Origin of the sequence: Glycomyces terrestris (assembly GCF_003933745.1) — a bacterium.
GTDB classification, from domain to species: Bacteria; Actinomycetota; Actinomycetes; order Mycobacteriales; family Micromonosporaceae; genus Glycomyces; species Glycomyces terrestris.
In genome coordinates this window covers 857578-879663 of the sequence record NZ_RSEB01000003.1, presented here as the reverse complement: position 1 = coordinate 879663, position 22086 = coordinate 857578, and the positions used below count along the sequence as shown (strand labels likewise).

Genomic DNA, 22086 nt, shown 5'->3' with positions numbered 1-22086 from the left:
GTCTCACGCTGGGAGTCCCGATGGAGCACACCGAAGAGGACACCGTTCCTCTGCACCGGCCGGATGCTCCCGCCTGGTCCCCGTTCGCGCCCCCGGAAGTGAACGCGCAGTTCGCGGCCGGTCCCGAGACCGTCCACAACCCCCGCACCTCCGACCACGTGCCGAGCGCGCCCCCGCCTCCCGCGACGCCGATGCCCGCCGGGCCGCAGGCCGCGGGGACGCCGGCCGCGGGCGGCTGGCCGACGCCGCCGGCGCAGGGCCCGACCGGGTCGCTGCCGGTGCCCGCGTTCCCCGACCACGCCGGCGCCCTGGAGCGCCTCGGGGTCACCGCCGACGACTTCGCGTCCCGCCGGGTCGTGCCGCCGCGCCCGCCGGTCGCCGAGACCGGCCTGCGCGGGGCCCTGCACCGGCTCTCGTTCGGCATGGTCGCCCTCCCGCCCGGCCCGCGCGAGCGCGCCCGCCAGCGCGCGGTCGAGACCGTGCGCCGCAACTTCGGGGGCCTGCGCCAGATCACCGTCGTGAACCCGAAGGGCGGGGCGGGCAAGACCGTCGCGGTCCTCATGCTCGCGATGACGTTCGGCCGCCACCGCGGCGGGTACGTGCTCGCGTGGGACAACAACGAGACGCAGGGGACGCTGGGCATGCGCGCCCAGCAGGACTTCCATGTGCGCACCGTCCGGGACCTGCTGCGCGACCTCGACCACTTCAAGGGCCCGACGGGCCGGATCGGGGACCTGTCGCAGTACGTGCGCGCGCAGGGCGGGGCGATGTTCGACGTGCTCGCCTCGGACGAGTCGGCGACGGCCGGGGAGATGCTGACGGCGCAGGCGTTCGGCGACCTGCGCGAGGCGGTGTCGCGGTTCTACAAGCTGATCGTGGTCGACACGGGGAACAACGTGCGGGCCGCGAACTGGCAGGCGGCGATCGACGCGACCGACCAGCTGGTGGTGACGATGTCGGCGCGCAACGACTCGGCGGAGACCGCGGCGAGGATGCTCGACCACCTGGAGCAGACCGGGCGGCGGGACCTGGTGCGCGGCGCGGTGTCGGTGGTGTCGATGCCGGCCCACCGCAAGGACGTGGACCTGCCGGCGGTGCAGCGGCACTTCGCGGCCCGGACCCGGGCGGTGCTGCTGGCGCCGTACGAGAAGCTGCTGGACTCGGGCGAGCCGATCCGCTACGACTCGTTGAGCAAGGCCTCGTCCGCGGCCTGGCTGCGGATCGGCGCGGCGGTGGCCGAGGGCCTGTAGGAGGCCAGGAGGTCGACCAGGCCGGCGGCGGCGTCGGCGAGGCGGGCCTCGTTCTCGTCGGCGTGGCCGGTGACGAGCGCGCCCTGCACGAACACGAGGGCGGTGCGGGCGAGGCGGGCGGGGTCGGCCGCGGGGTCGAGTTCCCCTTGGGCGACGGCGCGGGCGAGGACGGCGGCGAGGTCGTGTTCGAGGTCGTCCCAGGCGTCCTGGACGCGGCGCACGGTGGCGGGGTCGTCGGCGAGCTCGACGGCGGCGCGCACGATGAAGCCGCCCTCCTTGGAGTGGCGGACGACGACGTCGAGGAGGTCCCCGATCGCGTCGAGGGCGCCTGTCGCGGTCTGCTCGTCGCCGGTGCCGGGGTCGACGGCGCGGCGGGTGATGGCGCGCAGCTCGGGTTCGGTGTCGTCCCTATATCGCTGGAGCGCGGTGATGTACAGCTGGTGCTTGGAGCCGAACGCGGCGTAGAGCCCGGCGCGGTTCATGCCGGTGGCGGCCACGAGGTCCGACATGGAGGTCGCGGAGAACCCCCGGTCCAGGAACACCCGTGTCGCAGCGCGAAGGACTCTGTCCAAATCGGCGTTCTTATTTCTGCTCACGTTAGGCACCGTATCGACACCCGGTGCTACGGGTCAACAACCGGAAGGCGGGAGTTGACTCACGAGGCGCGAGTGAACGGTCGCACTGCGGAGCCGCTCGGCTTGACACTGCTCGCGGGCACCGGCGAGAATGGGGCCCAAACTGAACAGGCGCCAGGCGGGGGAAGTCCGGTGAAAGGCCGGCGCTGACCCGCAACGGTAGTCGCGGTCGTCTTGGACGACAACCGGGGACCCTTCTCGATCGATCCCGGTCCACCCGCGTGAGCCCGAATGCCCGCCGCGCCCCGGAAATGTCAACGCCTGTCGTGGTCTACAGGCGCTTGCGGCGCCGCCGCCTGCCCGAAGACCCAACTCGCTCAAGGAAAGGTCAGGCAATGCGCCACCTTGCCGGCCGCCTGCTCACCGCAGCGGCCCTGCCCGTCACCCTGCTCACCGTGGCCTCGCCCGCCCACGCCCAGTCGTCCGAGCCGTTCGCCGAGCCCGCGGCGGCGGCCTCCTCCTGGCTGGTCGCGCAGTCCGACGGGACCGCCTGGAACCAGGACCCGTCGACGTCCCTGGACGCGGTCCTCGCGCTCCTCGCCGCCGGCGTCGGCGGCGACCAGGTCGAGACGACCCTGGGCTGGCTGAACGACCCGGCCGTCCTCGACCCGTACGTGAACACCGCGGCCGACGGCGCTGCCGGGTTCAACGCCGGCTCGGCCGGGAAGGTCATGTACACGGTCGCGACCGCCGGGGGCGACCCGACGGGCTTCGGCGGCATCCGCCTCGCCGAGGAGGTCGCTGCGGCGCAGACCGCGAACGGCACCTACGGGGACGGGACCGCCGGGTCCACGGCGTGGGCGGTGCTCGGCCTCTCGCGCACGGACACGCCCGCGGGCGAGACGGCCGCGGCCGGGTTCGCGGCGGTGCAGTGCCCCGACGGCGGGTTCAACTACGCGGACGTCGACGGCGGCGACGACTGCGTCTCCGACCCGGACACGACCGGTCTCGCGGTCTCGGCGCTGGTGACGCTCGGGGAGCCGGCCGCGGCGACCCTGGAGTCGGCGGTGGCGTGGCTGGAGTCGGCGCAGACCGAGGACGGCGGGTTCGACGGCGGCTTCGGCGCGAACGCGAACTCGACGGCGATGGCCGCGCAGGCCCTGCTCGCGGCGGACCGCACGGAGGCGGCCGAGCGGGCCGTGGCGTTCCTGCTGACGCTCCAGTTCGACTGCGCGGGCGCGGCGCCGGGCGCGTTCATGTACACGGACCCGGAGGACCCGGAGTTCGGCGAGGCGACGCGCCTGCTGGCGACCGCCCAGGCGATCGTGCCGGTCGCGGGCCAGGACCTGGCGACGCTCGACGGCTCGGGCGCCGAGCCCGGGGTGGCGGCGAACCCGTGCGAGTCCGCCGTCGCGGACGACGACGCCACCGCCGCCGGTGAGGACGGGTCGGGTTCGACCTCGTGGCTGCCGTGGGCGATCGTGGCCGCGGTCGTCGTCATCGGCGCCCTGATCCTCGCGTTCGCCCTCCGCGCCCGCCGCAGCGGCGCTGACGCGAACGGCTCCGCGGAGGCGGCCCCGGTCGCCGACGCGCCCGAGACGCCGGCCGCGGGCGGCGAGTCCACTGCGGACGAGCCGCAGGCCGACAAAGGCAAGGACAAGTAGTCCCGGCCGTGCCCCAGAACGAACAGCGCGCAGGCAGCGCCCGCCGGACCGGCGGGCGCTGCCTGCGCGCTGTCGCACCCTCGCGGCACCCTTGGTTCCGGGGGCGCCGCGATCGGACACACCCGACCTCGGGGGCCAACACCGGGCCAGAACGTCACACCCCGGAGGGACCCTTGGTATCGGGGGCCCGGGAACGCGACACGCACGCCCTCGGGGGACGCACCCCGCTTCAACGGGTGCTGGCCGGCGTTGTGGCCGTGGCGCTCGGGGTGGCTGGCGCGATTCTCGCCGCGGGTTCGCCTGCGGCCGCGCAGAATCCGTGCACCGGGGTGACCGTGGTGGTCGACTTCGGAGCGCTCGGGACCGAGCCGGAGACCGGGTGTGCGGCCGGGCCGGCCGACGGGCTCGACGCCCTGGTGCAGGCCGGGTTCTCGGTGACGGAGGTGGCGTCGATCCGCGGCATGGTGTGCCGCATCGACGAGCTGCCCGAGACCGACTGCGGCGCCTCGCCCCCCGCCGACGCGTACTGGTCCTACTGGCACGCGAACGCCGGCGACGAGGAGTGGACCTACTCGATCGTGGGCGGCGCCGACGCCTCGCCCGACCCGGGCGACATCGAGGGCTGGGTGTTCGGGGACGGCTCCGAGCCGCCCGCGGTCGCGCCGATCGACGCCGTCGCGCCCGCCGCTCCCGAGGAGGAGTCCGGTGGCCGGTTCGAGTACACGTGGATCGTCGCCGTCGCGGCGCTCGCCGTCATCGGCGGGCTCGCGGCGTGGCGGCTCCGACGCGACCGGCGCGCGTGACCGTGCCGGCCGCGACCGTCGTCCGCCCGCTGCGCCGCCGCACCGCCCACCCCGTGGCGTGGTGGGGCTGGGCGCTGCTCCTCGCGACCGCCGCCGGGCGGACCGCGAACCCGTGGCTGCTGCTGCTCATCGCGGCCGTCGCCGGGCTCGTGGTGGCGTTCTGCCGCGGCGACGAGCCCTGGTCGGGCGCGTACCGGGTGTTCCTCTACATCGGATTGAGCGCGGTCGCGGTTCGCATGGCGTTCTACGTCGTCTTCGGCGGCTCGGACGGGCCCACCGTCCTGTTCACGCTCCCGTCCGTGACACTCCCGGAGTGGGCCGCCGGGTTCAGGCTCGGCGGGAACGTCACCGCCGAAGGCGCCCTCGCGGCCCTCTACGACGGGATGCGGCTGGCGACGCTCCTGGTGTGCGTGGGCGCGGCGAACGCGCTCGCGAGCCCGCGCCGGCTCCTGCGCTCCGTGCCGGCCGCGCTGTACGAGGTGAGCGTCGCGGTCGTCGTCGCCCTGTCCGTGGCGCCCCAGCTCGTCGCGGGCGTCGGCCGGGTGCGGCGGGCGAGGGCGCTGCGCGGCAACACGAGCCGCAGCCCCGCGAACCTCATGCGCACCGTCGTCGCGCCCGTCCTGCACGACGCGCTCGACCGGTCCCTGCACCTCGCGGCCGCCATGGCCTCGCGCGGGTACGGGCGTGCCGCGGGCGTCCCGGCGCGGGACCGCCGCGCCACCGGTACCGCACTCCTGATCGGCCTGTTCGGCCTCTGCGCGGGCGCGTACGCGCTCCTCGGCACCACCACGCCCGCGCCGCTCGCGTGGGCGGTGCTCGCGGCCGGCGCCGCCGCCGCGGTCTTCGGCATCGCCTACGCGTCCAAGCGGGTCCCGCACACCAGGTACCGGCCGGACCGGTTCGGGCCCAAGGACTGGGCCGTCGTCGCCTCCGGCGCGGCCGCGGTCGCCGGCACCGCCGCCGCCCTCGCGCTCGAACCCGCGGCGCTGTGGCCCGCGACCTCGCCGCTCCACGCGCCGCCGCTCCCGCTGACCGCCGCGGCCGGCGTCCTCGCCGCCGCCGCGCCCGCGGTCCTCGTCCCCTCGGCGCCGGGCGGCACCGCAGACCGGAACGGCACCGCGCCGCCCGCGCACCCGGAACCGACGCCACCGCAGGAGCACGGCACGACGCGATCGCGCAGCACCCCGCGAGCGGACGGCGCCGCCCCGCCGACCCGGCATCCCGCGCCGCCCCGGGGCGGCCGCGCTGCGCCGCACGGGGACGCCCCGCCGGAGGGGCCTCGATGACCAGCAGCGACACCACGGCAAGGGAGGGCACCCGATGATCAGCGACGCCATCGCGTTCGAGCACGTCACCTTCGCCTACGAGGGCGCACCCGTCCTCGACGACGTGACCTTCGCGCTCCCCGAAGGCGAGTTCTGCCTCCTCGTCGGCCCCACGGGCGCGGGCAAGTCGACGCTCCTCAAGGCCGTCAACGGGCTCGTGCCCCGCTTCACCGGCGGCGACATGCGCGGGCGCATCACCGTCGCCGGCCGCGACGTGCGCGGCGCGACCCCCGCCGACCTCGCCGAGGTCGTCGGTTACGTCGGCCAGGACCCGCTCGCCGGGTTCGTGACCGACGAGGTCGAGCTCGAACTCGCATACACCGCCGAGCAGCTCGGAGTCGCTCCCGCGGCGATGCGCAAGCGCGTCACCGAGATCGTGGACCTCCTCGGCCTCGCCGACGTGCGCGGCCGGGCCCTCGCGCAGCTGTCCTCAGGGCAGCGGCAGCGGGTCGCGATCGGCGCGGCCCTCGTCGCCGGGCCGACCGCGCTCGTCCTCGACGAGCCGACCTCGGCGCTCGACCCGACCGCGGCCGACGAGGTCCTCTCGGCCCTGCACCGGCTCGTGCACGACCTCGGGATCACCGTCCTCCTCGCGGAGCACCGGCTCGAACGCGTCGTCCAATACGCAGATTCCGCCCTCCTTCTCAACGACGGCAAGGTCACCGCCGGTCCACTCGGCGAGATCCTCGCCCGATCGCCGGTCGCGCCCCCGGTGGTGGGGCTCGGACGGCTCGCCGGCTGGCCCGGCCCGCCCGTGACGATCCGCGAGGCCCGCCGCCACGCGGCCCCGCTCCGCGAACGCCTCGCCGAGCGTGCCGAAACCGTAGCTCCGGGCACCGACAATCCGCGGCCGCCGCAGGCCGGGCCGCCGCTCCTCGAAGCGCGCGGCGTCACCGTCGACTACCCCGGTGTGCGCGCCGTCGCCGGGATCGACCTCGTCGCCGCCCGCGGCGAGCGCATCGCCCTCATGGGCCGCAACGGCTCCGGGAAGTCGAGCCTCCTGTGGGCGCTCCAGGGCACCGGGAGGCGCTCGGGCGGCGCGGTCGCCGTCGGCGGCGCCGACCCGGCCGCGCGCCGCCCCGGGGAGCGGCGCACCCTCGCCGGGCTCGTCCCGGCCGAGGCCGGCGACCTCCTGTACGCCGAGACCGTCGCCGCCGAGTGCGCCGGCGCCGACGAGGACGGCCGCGCCCCGAAGGGCGCCTGCGCGAAGATCCTCGACGACCTCGTGGACGACGTCGACCCGCGCGCCCACCCGCGGGACCTCTCCGAAGGGCAGCGGCTCGCCCTCGCGCTCGCCGTGACCCTCACGGCCGCACCGCCGCTGCTGCTGCTCGACGAGCCGACGCGCGGCCTCGACTACCCCGGCAAGGCCGCGCTCGCCGCCCGCCTGAAGGCGCTCGCCGGGGCGGGCCACTGCGTGGTCGTGTCCACGCACGACGTCGAGTTCTGCGCCGAGTTCGCCTCGCGCGTGATCGTCCTGTCGGACGGGGAGGTCGTGGCGGACGGCCCGGCGCGGCAGATCACGGCCGCCTCGCCGATGTTCGCGCCGCAGGTCGAGAAGATCCTGCCGGGCTGGTCGACGGTGGCCGAGGTCGCGGCGGCGCTGGAGTCCGGCGATGGCTGAGGCGCGCCCGGCCGTGCGCCGCCGCGCGGCGCTCGCGCTCGTCCTCGCCGCCGGGTTCGGACTGGTCGCGATGTCGTGGCCGCTGCTCGCGGCCCCCGGCGGGGCGCTCACCGAGACCACTTCGGGCCCTTGGCTGTTCGCGCTGCTGCTGCCGCTGGTGACGGCCACCGTGGTGGTCCAGTTGAGCGCCGGGGGCCTGGACGCGCGGGCGGTGGCGATGCTCGGCGTCCTGTCGGCGGTGGTGGCGGCGGTGCGGCCGTTCGGGGCGGGCGCGGCCGGCGTGGAGACGGTGTTCTTCCTGATCGTGCTGGCGGGCAGGGTGTTCGGCGCGGGCTTCGGGTTCCTGCTGGGCTGCACGGGCCTGTTCGCGTCGGCGCTGCTCACGGGCGGCGTGGGGCCGTGGATGCCGTACCAGATGTTCGCGGCCGCCTTCGTGGGCCTGGGCGCGGGCCTGCTGCCGCGCACGCCGGACACGCGGGCGGGCCGGGCCGGGGAGGTCGCGCTCCTCGCCGGGTACGGCGTCGTCGCGTCGCTCGCCTACGGGCTCTTGATGAACCTGTCGTTCTGGCCGTTCGCGCTCACGCAGGGCGGCCTCGCGTACGTGCCCGGCGGCGGCCTGGACGAGAACCTGCCGCGCCTGGTCGCGTACTCGGTCGCGACCTCGCTGGGCTGGGACGTCGGCCGGGCGGCGACCACCGCGGTCCTGCTCGTGCTCACCGGCCCGCTGCTGCTGCGGGTCCTGCGCCGGGCCGCGCGCCGCGCGAACTGGTCCTAGGCGTCGAGGACGGCGACCAGGCCGCGCAGGCCGGCCGCGATCTCGTCGGGCCCGGGGGCGTCCCCGGGGTAGGACATCCACTGCATGACCACGCCCGAGACGAGGGCGAGCTGGACGGCACCGACGGTGCGGATCGTCTCGGCGTCGATGGTCTCCTCGATCTCGCCGGTGGCGAGCGCGGCCATGGCCGCGGTCGCGCCGGGCTGGCCCTGCGCGTAGAGCGCGGCGAGCTCGGGCGAGCGCTGGGCCTGCATGAACAGCTCGAAGCTCGCCATCCACATGGTGCGGTTCTGCTCGACGTGCTCGTGCAGCAGGCGCCAGACGGCCGCGAACCGCTTGGGGCCCTTGGGTTCGTCGAGGCGCGAGAGCTGGGCCTGGAGCCCGGCGTCCCAGTCCTCGAGGGCCTTGAACAGCGCCTCCTGGAGGAGCGCCTCGCGCGAGCCGTAGTGGTAGCCGATCGCGGCCATGCTGACGCCGGCCGCGGTGGCGATGTCGCGCACGGTCGTCCGGTCGTAGCCCTTCTCGAGCAGGCACTGCTTGGCGCCCTCGAGGAGTGATTCGCGGTTCCCCATGCGGGCCATCGTAGCAGTGGCCTGGGCATACGCCTTGAACGAACGCCTTGCGCAGAATTCTGAGGCGATCGCATTGCGCGTTTGCCCAAATCCTTGGTACGGTTTCCCGGCGGACGAACCCCGTTCCGCAGGAGACCGAAAGCGAGCACCCCATGCCACTTCCCAAGACCGCCAGGGCGATCGCCGCGGGCGTCGCCGCGGCCGGCCTCGCCGCCGCCGCCGTCGCGTTCGGCGCCGGCACCGCGAGCGCCGCGCCCGCCCCCACCCTCGTCGAGACCGACCTCGGTGCGCTGCAAGGCGCCACGGACGGCGCGGTCCGCTCCTGGCTCGGCGTCCCCTACGCCGCCCCGCCCGAAGGCGACCTCCGCTGGGCGTCGCCGCAGCCCGCCGCCGCGTGGGACGGCGTGCGCGAGGCCGTCGAGTTCGGCGCCGCCTGCTCGCAGGGCGTCGCGAACATGCCGGCCGCCCCGAGTGAGGAGGAGGACTGCCTCTACCTGAACGTGTACGCGCCCGACACCGGCGCGGACGACCTGCCGGTCATGGTCTGGTTCCACGGCGGCGGGAACTCCTACGGCGCCGGGAGCCAGTACGACCCGTCGCAGCTGGTCGCCGAGGGCCGCACCGTGGTCGTCACCGTCAACTACCGGCAGGGCCTGTTCGGGAGCATGGCCAACCCCGCGCTCGACGAGGGCGGGGAGGCGACCTCCGGGAACTACGGCCTGGAGGACCAGCAGGCCGCGCTCCGCTGGGTGCGCGCGAACGCCGCGGCGTTCGGCGGCGACGACGGGAACGTCACGGTCTTCGGCGAGTCGGGCGGCGGCTACGACGTCTGCGCCCACCTGACCTCCCCGACCTCGGCGGGCCTGTTCGACAAGGCGATCGTGCAGTCCGCGCCGTGCTCCTCCGACTGGGCGCCCTCGCGCGAGGAGGGCCGGGCGCGGGACACCGCCGTCGCCGAGACGCTGTGCCCGGGCCTGGAGGACCTCGCCGCGGTCGAGTCCTGCCTGCGCGGCCTCGCACCGGAGGCCTTGAACGACGCGGTCGCCGGCCTGTTCGAGGTGCAGCCGGTCGAGGGCGGCCCGGTCATGCCGGTCGCCACGGCCGACGCGATCGCGGCCGGGGACGTCGCCGACGTGCCGGTCCTCATCGGGATCAACCGCGACGAGGAGCAGCTCATGACCGGCGGCCAGGAGGTCCTCACCGGCGAGCGGATCACCGAGGCGGACTACCTCACGGCCCTGGAGGCCTTCGGCGGTGACGCGGCCGCGGTCGCCGCCGAGTACCCGGTCGCCGAGTACGAGAACCCGGCGAAGGCCCTGGCCGCGGTGCAGACCGACGCGCACTGGGCGACCGCGCTCTCCGCGACGGCCGCGGCGCTCGGCGAGCACACCGACGCGTTCGTGTACGAGCTCGCGGCGACGGACACGCCCTGGTTCGGGACCTTCGCGCGCCCCGAGTGGGCGGTCGACTCGTACCACATGGTCGACGTGGCCTACCTCTTCGAGCCGGACTTCTACGAGCCCCGCACGCCGCGGCAGGAGGCCGTGGCCGACGCGATGGCGAAGGCGTGGACGACGTTCGCGCGCACCGGCGACCCGGACGGCCGCGGCCGCTGGACCGCTGGCGAGTGCTCGGCCCGCGCCTTCACGGACGCGGGCGTGCGCCGCACCGACTTCGCCGAGGTGCACCGCCTCGAGTTCTGGGCGGGCCTCGGCTACTAGCCGCCCGCGCGGGGCCCGGAGCCGAGCGCTCCGGGCCCCGCACCATGCATACGTGACCCTGGTCACGATCGGTCACGTCGGGAGGGGCCGCCGGTTCACCCGGACGACAGCACTCGAGAGAACCGGAGCAGACCCATGACCATCGCCTACGTCACCGTCACGATCATCGCCGCCCTCTGGACCGGGTTCTCGGCGTACTCGATCTGGGCCGAGGCCCCCTACGTCGTCGACCCGCTGCGCCACTACGGCGTCCCCGAGCGCTGGTGGTTCGCGCTCGGCCTCGCCAAGGCCGCCGGCGCCGCGGGCCTCCTCGCCGGCCTCGCCGTCCCCGCGATCGGGACCGCCGCCGGGATCGGCCTGGTCCTGTACTTCCTCGGCGCGGTCGCCACCGTGCTCCGCGCCCGCTCGTACGGGACCCTGTTCGCGCCGCTCATGTACCTGGTCCCGGCCGCGGCCGCGCTCACCCTCGGCCTCCTCGCCTAGGGCGCGACCAACACAGGGGCGCAGAGGGAAAGGGCCCGCGCGAGGCGCGGGCCCTTCCGGTCTCCCTTCAGTTCGGGCCTACCGGGTCCACTGCTCCGCGAAGGAGACGCCGACCTTCGGGCTGCCGATGAGGGCCAGCGGGGTGAAGAACCCGATCTGCCCGAGCACCCCGATGAGGACGACGATCTCCTTTTCGGAGAGGTGCTTGCGGGCCTCGTCGACGAGTTCGTCGCTGACGCGCTCCCCGGTCGGGTTCGGCGTGTGCACGGCCTCGGCCAGCGCGAGCGCCGCCCGCTCGGCGTCGGTGAACAGCGGCGAGGTGCGCCAGGTGGCGACCGCGCCGAGCCGTTCGGGGGTGTCCTCGGCGGCCTCCAGCTGGCGGCTGGTGAAGTAGGCGCTGCCGAGGAGCTGCCCGACGCGCAGCAGGACGAGGCTGACGAGGGTGCCGGGGAGGACGCCCTCCGCGTTCACCTTGTTGACGGCGGCCGCGATCTCGTTGACGACGGGCAGGTACTGGGCGGGGTTCTCGATGCGGGGCGTGATGCCCATGGCGGTGCTCCTTCGGTGTGGTTCGCTTGCACCCCTCTGACGGACGCCGGGCCGCCGATGTGACCACAGTGCCTGCGATGCGCGTCACAGGAGGGTGCGGACGACGGCCGCGAAGTCCTCCGCGAGCGGGTGCCCGGGCCGCCAGGCGAGGACGACGCGCAGGGGCTCGGCGTCGGCGAGCGGCACCCACGCGAGGCCGGGCCGGGCGTAGTAGGCGGCCGTGGACGCGGGCGCGAAGCACACCGCGGCGCCGGCGGCGACCTGGTCGAGCATCTCCTCGACGTTGTCGTTCTTGGGCCCCCACACCGGTTCGGACCCGTCGGGGCGGGGGTTCACGGCCCACCAGTCGACCCACGCGCGCGGCGCCGCGTCCGTCCACATGAGCGGCTCGGCGGCGGTGTCGGCGAGGGTGACGCGGTCCTTCGCGGCGAGGCGGTGCCCGGCGGGCATGCCGACGACGCGCGGCTCGGTGTGGACGAGCAGGGACTCGCAGCCGTCGAGGTCGGCCGGGAGCCACACGAACGCGGCGTCCACGGCCCCCTCGCGCAGGGCCGCGGCCTCGCCGCCCCAGTCGAACCGCTTGGGCACCACCCGGACCGCGGGCCGCAGGCGCGCGAACTCGGCGCGGGCGCGGGTGGTGAGCTCCCCGGCGCCGCTGGCCTCGAACCCGACGCGGAGGACGCCGCCGGCGCGGTGGCGCTCCGCGGCCGCGGCCACCCGGTCGGCGGCGGCGAGGGCCTCAGCGGCGGCGCGCAGGACGTCCGCCCCGGCCGCGGTCGGCTCGACGCCGGCGGGCGTGCGGTCGAACAGGCGCACCCCGAGTTCGGTCTCGAGGCGCTTGAGCGCGTAGGAGAGCGCGGGCTGGCTGACGTACAGCGCCCGCGCCGCCCGACCGAGGTTGCGGTGCTCGGCGATCGCCGCCAGGTACCGCAGCTGCCGCAGCTCCATCCCGCGATCATAAGCCGCGTTTATGGGGCGGTCGAAGACCGGTATTGGACGCCCAAGGGCCCCAAGGGGATAAATGAGGGAGCACCGACGGAAGGAAACCCATGAGCACCCAGCCCACCCGCACCGCCGCAGGCCGCGTCTGGCTCGTCACCGGCAGCAGCGCCGGCTTCGGCCGCGCGATCACCGAGGCCGCGGTCGCCGCCGGCGACACGGTCGTGGCGACCGCCCGCCGCCCCGAGGCCCTCGACGACCTCGCCGCGGCCCACCCCGGCCGGGTCGTCCCGGTCCAGCTGGACGTGACCGACCCGGACCGCGTCCAAGCGGTCGTCGCCGAGGCCCTCCTCTGGTACGGCCGCATCGACGTCCTGGTGAACAACGCCGGCCGCGGCCACCTCGGCGCGGTCGAGGAGACCACCGACGCCGAGCTCCGCTCCCTCATGGACCTGCACGTGTTCGGGCCCGCGAACCTGGTCCGGGCGGCCCTCCCGCACATGCGGGCCCGCCGCTCGGGCGCGATCGTGCAGCTCTCCAGCATGGGCGGGCGCACCTCGTTCCCCGGGGTGGGCGCGTACTCGGCGACGAAGTTCGCCCTGGAGGGCTTGAGCGTCGCGCTCGCGGCCGAGGTGCGGCCGCACGGCGTCGACGTGCTCATCGTCGAGCCGAGCGCGTTCCGCACGAGCTTCGCGGGGGGCGTGCACTCAGAGTCGGCGCCGGTCGCGGGCTACGAGGAGACGGTGGGCCCGTTCCGGGCGTCGTTCGCGGCGTCGGACGGGAACCAGCCGGGCGACCCGGCGAAGGCGGCCGCGGCGATCCTGGAGGCGCTCGCGGCCGAGGAGGTCCCGCTGCGGCTCGCGCTCGGCGGGACCGCGGTCGACCGGATCCGGGAGTCGCTGAAGGAGCAGGAGGCGGAGCTCGACGCGTGGGAGCACGTGTCGCGGGCGACGGACTTCGACCGCTAGCAGCCGCTGCACCGGCGGGGCAGGACCGGGCCGGCCGCGGGGCCCGGCCCGGTCCCGCCGCTATCCGATGAGGGCGCCGGCGCCGAGGAGCGCCTTCAGGTCGGCGGAGAGCTCGATCGAGGGCCGCACCCGCCAGGCGTCGCCGAGCGCGTACAGGGTCGTCTTGGGCCCGTTGGCGAGCTGGACCCGCACCTGGGCCTCGCCGCGGTGGGTCTTGAACGTGTCGGAGAGCTTCTCGATGAGCGCGGGGTTGACCGAGGCGGCCCGGAGCGCGAGCGTGATCGGCGCCGAGTTCGACTCGGGCCCGGTCGAGGTGTCGAGGACGGCGAGGTCCTGGGCGATGAGCTGGGCGGTGCCGTCGCGGCGGTCGAGCTTGCCCTTGACGCAGCAGACGAGGTCGTCGGCGAGCGATTCGGAGACGAGCTCGTACGTGTTCGGGAAGAACCGCACCTCGATCGAGCCGGCGAGGTCCTCCAGGGTGGCCGAGGCCCACAGCTTGCCCTGCTTGGTGACGCGCTTGGCGACGTTCTGGAGGATGCCGGCGACGCGCACGTTCGCGCCGTCGGGGACGTCCTCGCCGTGGAGGGCCGCGATGGGCCGGTCGGCGTTGGAGGACAGGAGCCGCTCGAACCCGTTGAGCGGGTGGTCGGAGACGTACAGGCCGAGCATCTCGCGCTCGAACGCGAGCTTGTCGCGCCGGTCCCATTCGTCGTCGGCGATGGTGAGGTCGACGCCGAGCGTGTCGGTGGTCTCGGCCATCATGCCGCCGAACAGGTCGAACTGGCCGCGGGCCTCCTCCTTCTTGATGGAGACCATGGCGTCGATGGCCTTCTCGTGGACTTCGGCGAGACCGCGGCGGGCGTGCCCGAGGGAGTCGAACGCGCCGGCCTTGATGAGCGACTCCACGGTCCGCTTGTTGCACACGGCCGCGGGGACCTTCTGGAGAAAGTCCTTGAAGTCGGCGTAGGCGCCCTTCTCCTCGCGGGCCTCGATGATGCCGGCGACGACGTTCGCGCCGACGTTGCGGACGGCCCCGAGCCCGTACCTGATGTCCTTGCCGACCGGGTGGAACATGTGCCGGGACTCGTTGACGTCCGGGGGCATGACGGTGATGCCCATGCGGCGGCACTCGGAGAGGTACACGGCGGCCTTGTCCTTGGAGTCGCCGACGGAGGTGAGGAGCGCGGCCATGTACTCGGCGGGGTAGTTCGCCTTCAGGTACGCGGTCCAGTACCCGACGAGGGCGTACCCGGCGGCGTGCGACTTGTTGAACGCGTAGCCGGCGAAGGGGAGCATGATGTCCCACAGGGTCTTGATGGACTCCTTGGAGAACCCGTTCGACTGCATGCCGGCCTCGAACGCCGCGAACTGCTTCTCCAGGACGTCGAGCTTCTTCTTGCCCATGGCCTTGCGGAGCATGTCCGCCTGGCCCATCGTGAACCCGGCGAGCTTCTGCGCGATGCGCATGATCTGCTCCTGGTAGACGATGAGGCCGTACGTCTCGGCGAGGATCTCCTCGAGGGCGTCGGCGAGCTCGGGGTGGAGCGGGACGACGTCCTGGCGCTTGTTCTTGCGGTCGGCGTAGTTGTTGTGCGAGTTCGCGGCCATCGGGCCGGGCCGGTAGAGGGCGTTGACGGCGATGATGTCGTTGAACTCGGTGGGCTGCATGCGCTTGAGGAGCTCGCGCATGGCGCCGCCGTCGAGCTGGAACACGCCGAGGCTGTCGCCGCGGGAGAGGAGCTCGTACGTCTTGGCGTCGTCGGTGGCGAGCGTGTCGAGGTCGAGGTCGATGCCCCGGTTGATCTTGATGGCCTCGATGGCGTCGCCGATGACGGTGAGGTTCCGCAGGCCCAGGAAGTCCATCTTGAGCAGGCCGATGTCCTCGCAGGACGGGTAGTCCCACCCGGTGATGATCGACCCGTCGGGCCTGGCCCACATGGGGATGCAGTCGACGAGGGGCTGCGAGGAGAGGATGACCGCGCAGGCGTGCACGCCCGCATTGCGGATCAGGCCCTCCAGGCCGAGCGCCGTGTCGAAGATCGTGCGGACCTCGGTGTCGTTCTCGATGAGGCTGCGGACCTCGCCGGCCTCCTTGTACCGCGGGTGCTCGGGGTCCATGATCCCCGAGAGGGGGATGTCGGTGGCGGCGACGGGCGGCGGGAGCGCCTTGGTGATGCGCTCGGCGATCGAGAAGCCGGGCTGGCCGTGGTGGATGCGCGCGGCGTCCTTGATCGCGGCCTTGGTCTTGATGGTGCCGAACGTGATGACCTGGGCGACGAACTCCTTGCCGTACTTCTCGGTGGCGTAGGTGATCATCTCGCCGCGGCGGCGGTCGTCGAAGTCGATGTCGATGTCGGGCATCGAGACGCGCTCGGGGTTGAGGAACCGCTCGAACAGGAGGCCGTGCTCGATCGGGTCGATGTTCGTGATCTTCATGGCGTACGCGACGAGCGAGCCGGCGGCCGAGCCGCGGCCGGGGCCGACGTAGATCCCGATGGAGCGGGCGTGCGCGATGAGGTCGGCGACGACGAGGAAGTACGAGGGGTAGCCGGCGTTGATGATGACGTTCAGCTCGAGCTCGGCCCGCTCCAGGTACTCCGCGGGCACGTCCTGGCCCGGGAACCGCTCCTTGAGGCCGACCGCGACCTGCTCGCGCAGCCACGTCCCCTGGTCGTGGCCCTCGGGGACCTGGATGACCGGCATCCGGTCCTGGACGGCGAAGATCTCGTCGTAGGACGACACCATGTCGGCGACGAGGAGCGTGTTCGCGCAGCCCTCCTGCCACAGGTCGTCGCTGCGCAGCCCGTACATCTGGTCGGCCGAGCGCAGGAAGTAGCCGTCGCCGTCGAGCTTGAACCGCTTCGGGTCGTCGAGGGTGGTGCCGGACTGGACGCACAGGAGCGCCTCGTGCGTGTCCTTCTGGTCGGCGGTGACGATGTGGGAGTCGTTCGTGACCAGCGGCGGCAGGTTGAGGCGCTTCGCGAGGTCGTACAGCTCGTCCTTGACGCGCTGCTCGATGCCGATCCCGTGGTCCATGACCTCCAGGAAGTAGTTCTCGGCGCCGAAGATGTCGCGGTAGTCGGCGGCGGCCTGCATCGCCTCGTCGATCTGGCCGAGCCGCAGCCGGGTCTGGACCTCGCCGGAGGGGCAGCCGGTGGTGGCGACGATCCCGGCCGCGTGCTGCGCGATGAGTTCCCGGTCCATGCGCGGTTTGTAGTAGTAGCCCTCGAACGACGCGAGGCTGGAGAGGCGGAACAGGTTCCGCAGGCCCGCGGAGTCCTTCGCGAGCATCGTCATGTGCGTGTACGCGCCGCCGCCGGAGATGTCGTCGGGCCGCTGGCCCGGCTCGCCCCAGAACACGGGCTTCTTGTGGAACCGGTCGTGCGGGGCCAGGTACGCCTCGATGCCGAGGATCGGCTTGATCCCGGACTTCTTCGCCTGCTGGTAGAACGCGTACCCGCCGTACATGTTGCCGTGGTCGGTGAGCGCGATCGCGGGCTGCCCGAGCCGCTCCGCCTCCGCGAACAGGGGTTTGAGTTTCGCGGCCCCGTCGAGCATCGAGTACTCGCTGTGCACGTGCAGGTGGACGTACTGGTTCGACACGCTTCGCTCCCGCTTGACCTGTGGTTTTGTCCTCGTGGCCGCCGGCCGCGCGCCCCCGCGGACGGCCCGCCCCAGACCCTCTAGCCTAGCCTCCCTCCGGGCCCGGCCGCGCCGCCTCCGCGGCCCCGATGGGGTCCGTCCCACCCCCGACGGGGGCCGTCGCTCAGGCCCCGGCGGCCGCGGCGAAGGCCGCCCTGGTGGCCTTGTCGAGCGGGAAGAACAGCTCCACGGCGAGTTCGGACACGGTCACGTCGCGCGGCGCGCCGAACGTCGCGATCGTGGTGAACATCGACAGGTCCCCGTGCCGACTGCGCACCCGCAGCGGCAGCGCGATCGGGCTCGGCGAGGTCCCGTCCCAGCCGCCGTCGTCGGGCGCGACCGGCTCGTATCCGAGCACTTCTTCGATGAGCCCGGCCACCGCCGGGTGGTCGTCGACGGCGAGCTGCGCCCGCAGCCGGTCGAGGAAGTACTGCCGCACCTCCCCGAAGTTCCGCAGCCGCGGCGCGAGCCCCCGCGGGTGCAGCGCGACCCGCGCGAGGTTCACGCGGCCGCTCAGCAGCTCCGGGTCGACGTCCTCCATGAGGAGGCCGGCCCCGCCGTTGAAGTCGAGGAGGGTCCCGAACCGGTCGACCACCACCGCCGGCAGCGGGTCGTGGTGCTCCAGGATCCATCCGACCGCCTCCCGCGCCACCGCGAGCCGCTCGTCCCAGTAGTCGGTCTCGGCCCACGCGGGTGCGAACCCGGCCGCGACCAGGAGCGCGTTCCGTTCGCGCAGCGGCACGTCGAGCGCTTCGGCGAGGCGCAGCACCATCTGGCGGCTGGGCTCGGCGCGGCCGGTCTCGATGCGCGAGAGGTGCCTCGCGGACACCCCGGTCTGCACCGACAGGTCGAACTGGCTGAGGCGGCGGCGCTCGCGCCACTGGCGCAGCAGCCCGCCGAACGCGGGGAGGGTCTGGACGGTCACGGCGCAACCGTAGCCGCGCCCGCGGCGCCCGGCCATGACCTCAGAGGTCATTGCGGGCCGGACCCGCCGGGTCCAGCATTGGCGTCGAACCGGGACGACCCGAGTCCCGCCGGACCCCCTTGTGGAGGAACCCATGAGCACGACCGCCCCCACCGCCACCGCCGCCCGGACCCGGCTGCGCTCGGTCCTGCGCCAGGACGCCCTCGCCTGCGCCGGCTTCGGCCTCCTCATGACCGCCGGGTTCGCCCTGGTCGACTCGCTCCTGGGCCTCGGCCCGGCCTGGGCGGTGCCGTTCGGCGTGTACCTGCTCGGCTGCGCAGCCGTCCTGGCGCTCGTCGCCGGCCACCCGGACCTGGTGCGCGGCCAGGTCGTCGCCGTCGTGGTCAACAACGCCCTGGCCGCGATCGCCCTCGCGGTCCTGCCTTTCACGGGCCTCGTGGACCTGACGGTCGCGGGCTACATCGTCCTGCTGGGCGGCGCGGCACTGGTCGCGCTGTTCACGGTCCTGGAGGCCGCGGGCGTGAAGCACCTCTGACCACACCGGACGGCAAGGGGGCGGCGCGAAGGCGCCGCCCCCAAGTCCGGCTATCACATGTTTCCGCAACCCACCAAACCATCCACATCCACAATTTTCTTCACATTTGAGTTATCCACAGCCCGAAAAAGAATTGTTGCCTGTATCGACGTCTTCACGGACAGTTGACGTATGAACATGACACAGGCGAGAATCAGCATCAGCGGCCCCAACGACCTCCTCACCACCGTCCCGCTGCTCCTGGGCTTCCATCCGGAGCACAGCCTCGTGGTGGTCGGCCTCGTCGACCGCCGCCTCCAGTGCACCTTCCGGGTCGACCTCCCCGGCTCCGCCGACCATCTCGAGCACCTCCCGGACCTCACCGGGCAGCTCAGCCTCAACGGCTGCGACGAGTGCGTGGTCATCGGCTACGGCGAGCAGGAGGTCGCCGAGGCGTCGATCGAACGCGCGGCCTCCCGCTTCTTCAACGCCGGAGTGAAGCCGCTCGACAAGCTCCGCGTTTTCGAGGGCCGCTGGTTCAGCCTCACCTGCGACAAGCCCTGCTGCCCGGCCGAGGGCCTGCCGGTCCCGGAGTCCTCCCCGGCCTCCTGCGAAGTCGCGGTCGCGGGCTGCCACGCCGCGGCCGACCGCGCGGCGGTCGCCGACCAGCTCGCCCCGGCCCCGCCGGGCCGCCGCGCCGCGGTCGAACGGGCGGTCGCGGCGGTGCTCGCCGCCGAGGCCGACCTCGACTGGGCGGCCCAGCGGTCCCAGGACCTCCACGCGATCGACCACTGGCTCGGCACGACCGCGCTCCCCGGCCCGGACGACATCGCCGCGATCGGACTCGCCTTGGGCGACTTGGACATCCGCGACTACGCCCTGCGCCGCATCAGCACCGGCCGGTTCGAGGCGAACCGGATCGACCTGTGGCTCTGGGTGGCCCGCCACATGGCCGACGACCTCCTGGCCCCGGCGGCCACGGTCGCGGGCTTCGCGGCCTACCGCTTCGGCAACGGCGTCCTCGCGCTCGAAGCCTTCGACACGGCCCTGAGGGCGAGCCCGAACTACCGGCTCGCCCAACTGCTCCGGGCCGCCCTCCAGGCCGGCTACCCGCCGGCCGCCCTCACGAACATCGGCACCGCCGACCTGGAGGCCGCCGAACGAGAGGAATAGGACCGCACGCCGACGCCCGGCCTCCCCCGCCACCGAGCCCGATCACACGGCCCAAGCCGCCGAACCGGGCTCCCAGACCCCGACTGCGGCTGAACCCGGTTCCGCAGTTCAGGCCGAGCCCGAACCGCAACCGCAACCGCAACCGCAACCGACCCAACAGAAGGGAACCGAATGACCGCACGAACGCGCCGAAGACGCGCCCGAACCGCTCCGGCCACCGGCCACCGCGCGCCGGACCTGGTCGCTAGGCTGGGTGCATGGGTGAACTCCCGAGCGATTTCGCCGCGATCCTCCTGGTCGGCGGCAAGGCCCGGCGATTCGCCGGATGCGCGAAGAGCGAACTGTCCGTCGCGGGCACCACGATCCTCGAACGGGCCCTGGCGGCCTGCGCGGGCGCGGCCGCCCGCGTGGTCGTGGGCACGAGGCCCGCCGACGCCGCGCCCCTACCCGAAGGGGCGGTCCAGGTCCTCGAGGACCCGCCGGGTTCGGGCCCGGCGCGGTCGGTGAGGACCGGTCTGGAACTGGTTCCGGAGGACTGCACCCGCGTGGCGGTCCTGGCCGGGGACCTCCCGTTCCTGTCGCCGGAGGCGCTGCGCCTCCTCGTCGACACCGCGGACGCGGCGGGGCCCGAGGCCGGAGCGGTCTTCTGCGACAACGCCGGCCGCCGGCAGTGGCTGTGCGGCGTCTGGCCGACGGACCGGCTGCGCCGCAACGCGGCCGAGGTCGAACCGGGAGCCCCCGCGCGGCTCCTGTTCACCGGGATCGAGGTCGAGACCGTGACCTGGGAGGACGCGAGTCCGCCCCCATGGTTCGACTGCGACACCCCGGAAGACCTCGACCAGGCCCGCACCTGGGCCGCGGAGCTGAAATAGCGGCACCGACGCCCACCTGACGAACCGCGACGCCTGGCCTATCCGGGATGCGCGTCGCGCGATCGCCGAGTGGCGCCCGCTGCAACCAGGGCGGTCAACGACGACCGCCGGCCACCGCCAAAGCGGCGGCCCTCACGACCATGCAGGCAATTCGACTTCGGGCGGGTGGGGCTGGGGGGTGGGGGGGGAGGGGCCCTTCGAAGACGCGAGTCAAGCCCGAACACCTCGACCTCGAAACCGGGGAAGCCGGACGGGGTCGAACTGAGAACTGAGAACCGAGCCCGGAAGCCCGGAAGCCCGCAAGCCCGGAAGCCCGGAAGCCCGGAAGCCCGGAAGCCCGGAAGCCCGGAAGCCCGGAAGCCCGGAAGCCCGGAAGCCCGGAAGCCCGGAAGCCCGGAAGCCCGGAAGCCCGGAAGCCCGGAAGCCCGGAAGCCCGGAAGCCCGGAAGCCCGGAAGCCCGGAAGCCCGGAAGCCCGGAAGCCCGGAAGCCCGGAAGCCCGGAAGCCCGGAAGCCCGGAAGCCCGGAAGCCCGGAAGCCCGGAAGCCCGGAAGCCCGGAAGCCCGGAAGCCCGGAAGCCCGGAAGCCCGGAAGCCCGGAAGCCCGGAAGCCCGGAAGCCCGGAAGCCCGGAAGCCCGGAAGCCCGGAAGCCCGGAAGCCCGGAAGCCCGGAAGCCCGGAAGCCCGGAAGCCCGGAAGCCCGGAAGCCCGGAAGCCCGGAAGCCCGGCGGACGGTACCCCAGGCCGCCTGGCGGCGGCCCGGGGTCTAGACGACGTCGAAGCGGTTGTCGAGGGCGCCGGTCTGGAAGAACGTGATCGCGGCAAGCGCGATCAGGAAGACCGCGAAGCCGATCCAGTGGAGCTGGCGCCGCTCGCGCGGCGCGAACGTGAGGATCGCGCCGCAGATCAGGCCGCCCACGAGGCCGCCGACGTGGCCGGCGAGGCTGAAGCCCATGAAGATCGTGAGCACCAGGTTGAGGCCGAGCAGCACGTAGATACCCTGGTTGTCGCGCCGGAGCTTGCGGTTCACCATGATGAGGAGCCCGAACAGGCCGTAGACGGCGCCGGAGGCGCCGGCCGTGAACGAGTCGTAGGAGAACAGGTACACCGCGACCGACCCGGCGAGGCCGGAGAGGAAGTAGGCCGCGAGGAACCGCGCGGGGCCCAGGTCGCGCTCCAGGATGCGGCCGAGCATCCACAGCACCACCATGTTGAACAGCAGGTGGATGGCGCCGAAGTGCAGGAACATGGCCGTGATCATGCGGAAGTACCCGCCCGCGGCCACGACCGGCGCGGTGATCGACGCGCCGAAGACCGACACGGTGACCTCGGTGGAGTACCCGGGGAGGAACCCGATCTCGGCGCCGAGCCAGTGCAGCGGCGTCATCGCGGAGCCCGTGACGGCCTGGATGGTGCCGCCCGCGACGAGCTCTGAGACGATCGCCAGTACGAACACGGCGACGTTCGCGCCGATGAGGACCTTCGTGACGGTCCCCGCGGCGCCCGCGCGGGCGCCGCCGCCGAACGATGAGCGCGTCTTGCGCATCGTCCGGCGGCCCTCGGCCACGCAGTCGGGGCATTGGAAGCCCACGGGCGCGTCGATCCGGCAGTCGGCGCAGATCGGCTTGTCGCAGCGCACGCAGCGCAGGTACGTCTGGCGGTTCCGGTGGCGATAGCAGACCGGGGCAGACTGCTCTTCGCTCATCGAGGCGGTG

General features: G+C 73.7%; 18 protein-coding genes, 1 pseudogene and 1 riboswitch. Of the genes and pseudogenes, 12 read left to right on the top strand and 7 right to left on the bottom strand.

Annotation, left to right across the window (positions count from 1 at the left end):
- Positions 1 to 32: 32 nt before the first annotated feature.
- Positions 33 to 1250 (top strand): annotated as a pseudogene (locus EIW28_RS14060) (MinD/ParA family ATP-binding protein); the annotation flags it as partial.
- Here EIW28_RS14060 and EIW28_RS14055 read toward each other — a convergent pair.
- Positions 1178 to 1846 carry a TetR/AcrR family transcriptional regulator gene (locus tag EIW28_RS14055; protein WP_125248299.1) on the bottom strand — a complete coding sequence of 223 codons (669 nt, stop codon included), beginning with the start codon at positions 1844 to 1846 and terminating at the stop codon, positions 1178 to 1180. The pseudogene EIW28_RS14060 and the gene EIW28_RS14055 overlap by 73 nt on opposite strands.
- A 110-nt stretch (positions 1847 to 1956) precedes the next feature.
- Positions 1957 to 2100: riboswitch (cobalamin riboswitch) on the top strand.
- Positions 2101 to 2220: 120 nt separating this feature from the next.
- On the opposite strand from EIW28_RS14055, the gene EIW28_RS14050 reads away from it, so the two are divergent.
- The 5 genes from EIW28_RS14050 to EIW28_RS14030 all read left to right on the top strand — a co-directional run bounded on the left by EIW28_RS14050 (position 2221) and on the right by EIW28_RS14030 (position 8016).
- Positions 2221 to 3489, top strand: coding sequence for a prenyltransferase/squalene oxidase repeat-containing protein (locus EIW28_RS14050; protein WP_125248298.1), 1269 nt, complete (start codon positions 2221 to 2223; stop codon positions 3487 to 3489).
- A gap of 329 nt (positions 3490 to 3818) precedes the next feature.
- Positions 3819 to 4292 (top strand): hypothetical protein, encoded by a 474-nt coding sequence (locus tag EIW28_RS14045; protein WP_187350606.1) that lies wholly within the window; start codon positions 3819 to 3821, stop codon positions 4290 to 4292.
- A complete protein-coding gene (locus EIW28_RS14040) occupies positions 4289 to 5578 on the top strand; it encodes an energy-coupling factor transporter transmembrane component T (protein WP_232013980.1) in 1290 nt (429 codons plus the stop codon). Before EIW28_RS14045 ends, EIW28_RS14040 begins: the two co-directional genes overlap by 4 nt.
- Before the next feature lie 34 nt (positions 5579 to 5612).
- Positions 5613 to 7241, top strand: coding sequence for an ABC transporter ATP-binding protein (locus tag EIW28_RS14035; RefSeq protein ID WP_125248297.1), 1629 nt, complete (start codon positions 5613 to 5615; stop codon positions 7239 to 7241).
- On the top strand, positions 7234 to 8016 hold the full coding sequence (locus tag EIW28_RS14030; protein ID WP_125248296.1) for an ECF transporter S component family protein: 783 nt from the start codon (positions 7234 to 7236) through the stop codon (positions 8014 to 8016). Before EIW28_RS14035 ends, EIW28_RS14030 begins: the two co-directional genes overlap by 8 nt.
- Here the strand turns inward: EIW28_RS14030 and EIW28_RS14025 are convergent.
- Positions 8013 to 8588, bottom strand: a complete 576-nt coding sequence (locus tag EIW28_RS14025) for a TetR/AcrR family transcriptional regulator (RefSeq protein WP_125248295.1) — start codon at positions 8586 to 8588, stop codon at positions 8013 to 8015. The genes EIW28_RS14030 and EIW28_RS14025 overlap by 4 nt on opposite strands.
- A 152-nt stretch (positions 8589 to 8740) precedes the next feature.
- On the opposite strand from EIW28_RS14025, the gene EIW28_RS14020 reads away from it, so the two are divergent.
- Together EIW28_RS14020 and EIW28_RS14015 are read left to right on the top strand one after the other, a co-directional pair.
- Positions 8741 to 10309, top strand: coding sequence for a carboxylesterase/lipase family protein (locus tag EIW28_RS14020; protein ID WP_125248294.1), 1569 nt, complete (start codon positions 8741 to 8743; stop codon positions 10307 to 10309).
- Positions 10310 to 10444: 135 nt separating this feature from the next.
- Positions 10445 to 10792, top strand: coding sequence for a DoxX family protein (locus tag EIW28_RS14015; protein WP_125248293.1), 348 nt, complete (start codon positions 10445 to 10447; stop codon positions 10790 to 10792).
- A gap of 78 nt (positions 10793 to 10870) precedes the next feature.
- Here EIW28_RS14015 and EIW28_RS14010 read toward each other — a convergent pair whose 3' ends face one another.
- Together EIW28_RS14010 and EIW28_RS14005 are read right to left on the bottom strand one after the other, a co-directional pair.
- Positions 10871 to 11341, bottom strand: a complete 471-nt coding sequence (locus tag EIW28_RS14010; protein WP_125248292.1) for a carboxymuconolactone decarboxylase family protein — start codon at positions 11339 to 11341, stop codon at positions 10871 to 10873.
- 84 nt (positions 11342 to 11425) lie between these two features.
- A complete protein-coding gene (locus EIW28_RS14005) occupies positions 11426 to 12289 on the bottom strand; it encodes a LysR family transcriptional regulator (protein WP_125248291.1) in 864 nt (287 codons plus the stop codon).
- A 101-nt stretch (positions 12290 to 12390) separates the two neighbouring features.
- Here EIW28_RS14005 and EIW28_RS14000 point away from each other — a divergent pair, with 101 nt between their 5' ends.
- Positions 12391 to 13248 (top strand): oxidoreductase, encoded by an 858-nt coding sequence (locus tag EIW28_RS14000; RefSeq protein WP_125248290.1) that lies wholly within the window; start codon positions 12391 to 12393, stop codon positions 13246 to 13248.
- 60 nt (positions 13249 to 13308) lie between these two features.
- On the opposite strand, the gene dnaE is transcribed toward EIW28_RS14000, so the two are convergent.
- A complete protein-coding gene (gene dnaE, locus EIW28_RS13995; protein WP_125248289.1) occupies positions 13309 to 16851 on the bottom strand; it encodes a DNA polymerase III subunit alpha in 3543 nt (1180 codons plus the stop codon).
- A gap of 163 nt (positions 16852 to 17014) precedes the next feature.
- On the bottom strand, positions 17015 to 17815 hold the full coding sequence (locus tag EIW28_RS13990; RefSeq protein WP_232013979.1) for a helix-turn-helix domain-containing protein: 801 nt from the start codon (positions 17813 to 17815) through the stop codon (positions 17015 to 17017).
- Between the two features lie 133 nt (positions 17816 to 17948).
- On the opposite strand from EIW28_RS13990, the gene EIW28_RS13985 reads away from it, so the two are divergent.
- From EIW28_RS13985 to mobA, 3 genes are all read left to right on the top strand, one after another.
- Entirely contained in the window at positions 17949 to 18350 is a 402-nt protein-coding gene (locus EIW28_RS13985) for a hypothetical protein (protein ID WP_125248287.1), read from the top strand.
- A gap of 171 nt (positions 18351 to 18521) precedes the next feature.
- The gene (locus EIW28_RS13980) at positions 18522 to 19502 is read left to right on the top strand and encodes a DUF4192 domain-containing protein (protein ID WP_125248286.1); all 981 of its coding nucleotides are present in this window, start codon (positions 18522 to 18524) and stop codon (positions 19500 to 19502) included.
- 257 nt (positions 19503 to 19759) lie between these two features.
- Positions 19760 to 20374, top strand: coding sequence for a molybdenum cofactor guanylyltransferase (gene mobA / locus EIW28_RS13975; RefSeq protein ID WP_125248285.1), 615 nt, complete (start codon positions 19760 to 19762; stop codon positions 20372 to 20374).
- A gap of 763 nt (positions 20375 to 21137) precedes the next feature.
- Here mobA and EIW28_RS13970 read toward each other — a convergent pair.
- Positions 21138 to 22076, bottom strand: coding sequence for a rhomboid family intramembrane serine protease (locus EIW28_RS13970; RefSeq protein WP_125248284.1), 939 nt, complete (start codon positions 22074 to 22076; stop codon positions 21138 to 21140).
- Between the last annotated feature and the right edge of the window lie 10 nt (positions 22077 to 22086).

Bases quoted from the DNA above. Each gene is read 5' to 3' on its own strand.
- EIW28_RS14010 (WP_125248292.1), bottom strand. From the start codon at position 11,341: ATGGGCATCACGCCCCGCATCGAGAACCCCGCCCAGTACCTGCCCGTC.
- EIW28_RS14050 (WP_125248298.1), top strand. From the start codon at position 2,221: ATGCGCCACCTTGCCGGCCGCCTGCTCACCGCAGCGGCCCTGCCCGTC.
- EIW28_RS14015 (WP_125248293.1), top strand. From the start codon at position 10,445: ATGACCATCGCCTACGTCACCGTCACGATCATCGCCGCCCTCTGGACC.
- EIW28_RS13985 (WP_125248287.1), top strand. From the start codon at position 17,949: ATGAGCACGACCGCCCCCACCGCCACCGCCGCCCGGACCCGGCTGCGC.
- EIW28_RS14030 (WP_125248296.1), top strand. From the start codon at position 7,234: ATGGCTGAGGCGCGCCCGGCCGTGCGCCGCCGCGCGGCGCTCGCGCTC.
- EIW28_RS14035 (WP_125248297.1), top strand. From the start codon at position 5,613: ATGATCAGCGACGCCATCGCGTTCGAGCACGTCACCTTCGCCTACGAG.
- mobA (WP_125248285.1), top strand. From the start codon at position 19,760: ATGGGTGAACTCCCGAGCGATTTCGCCGCGATCCTCCTGGTCGGCGGC.
- EIW28_RS13970 (WP_125248284.1), bottom strand. From the start codon at position 22,076: ATGAGCGAAGAGCAGTCTGCCCCGGTCTGCTATCGCCACCGGAACCGC.
- EIW28_RS14025 (WP_125248295.1), bottom strand. From the start codon at position 8,588: ATGGGGAACCGCGAATCACTCCTCGAGGGCGCCAAGCAGTGCCTGCTC.
- EIW28_RS14000 (WP_125248290.1), top strand. From the start codon at position 12,391: ATGAGCACCCAGCCCACCCGCACCGCCGCAGGCCGCGTCTGGCTCGTC.
- EIW28_RS14005 (WP_125248291.1), bottom strand. From the start codon at position 12,289: ATGGAGCTGCGGCAGCTGCGGTACCTGGCGGCGATCGCCGAGCACCGC.
- EIW28_RS13980 (WP_125248286.1), top strand. From the start codon at position 18,522: ATGAACATGACACAGGCGAGAATCAGCATCAGCGGCCCCAACGACCTC.
- EIW28_RS14020 (WP_125248294.1), top strand. From the start codon at position 8,741: ATGCCACTTCCCAAGACCGCCAGGGCGATCGCCGCGGGCGTCGCCGCG.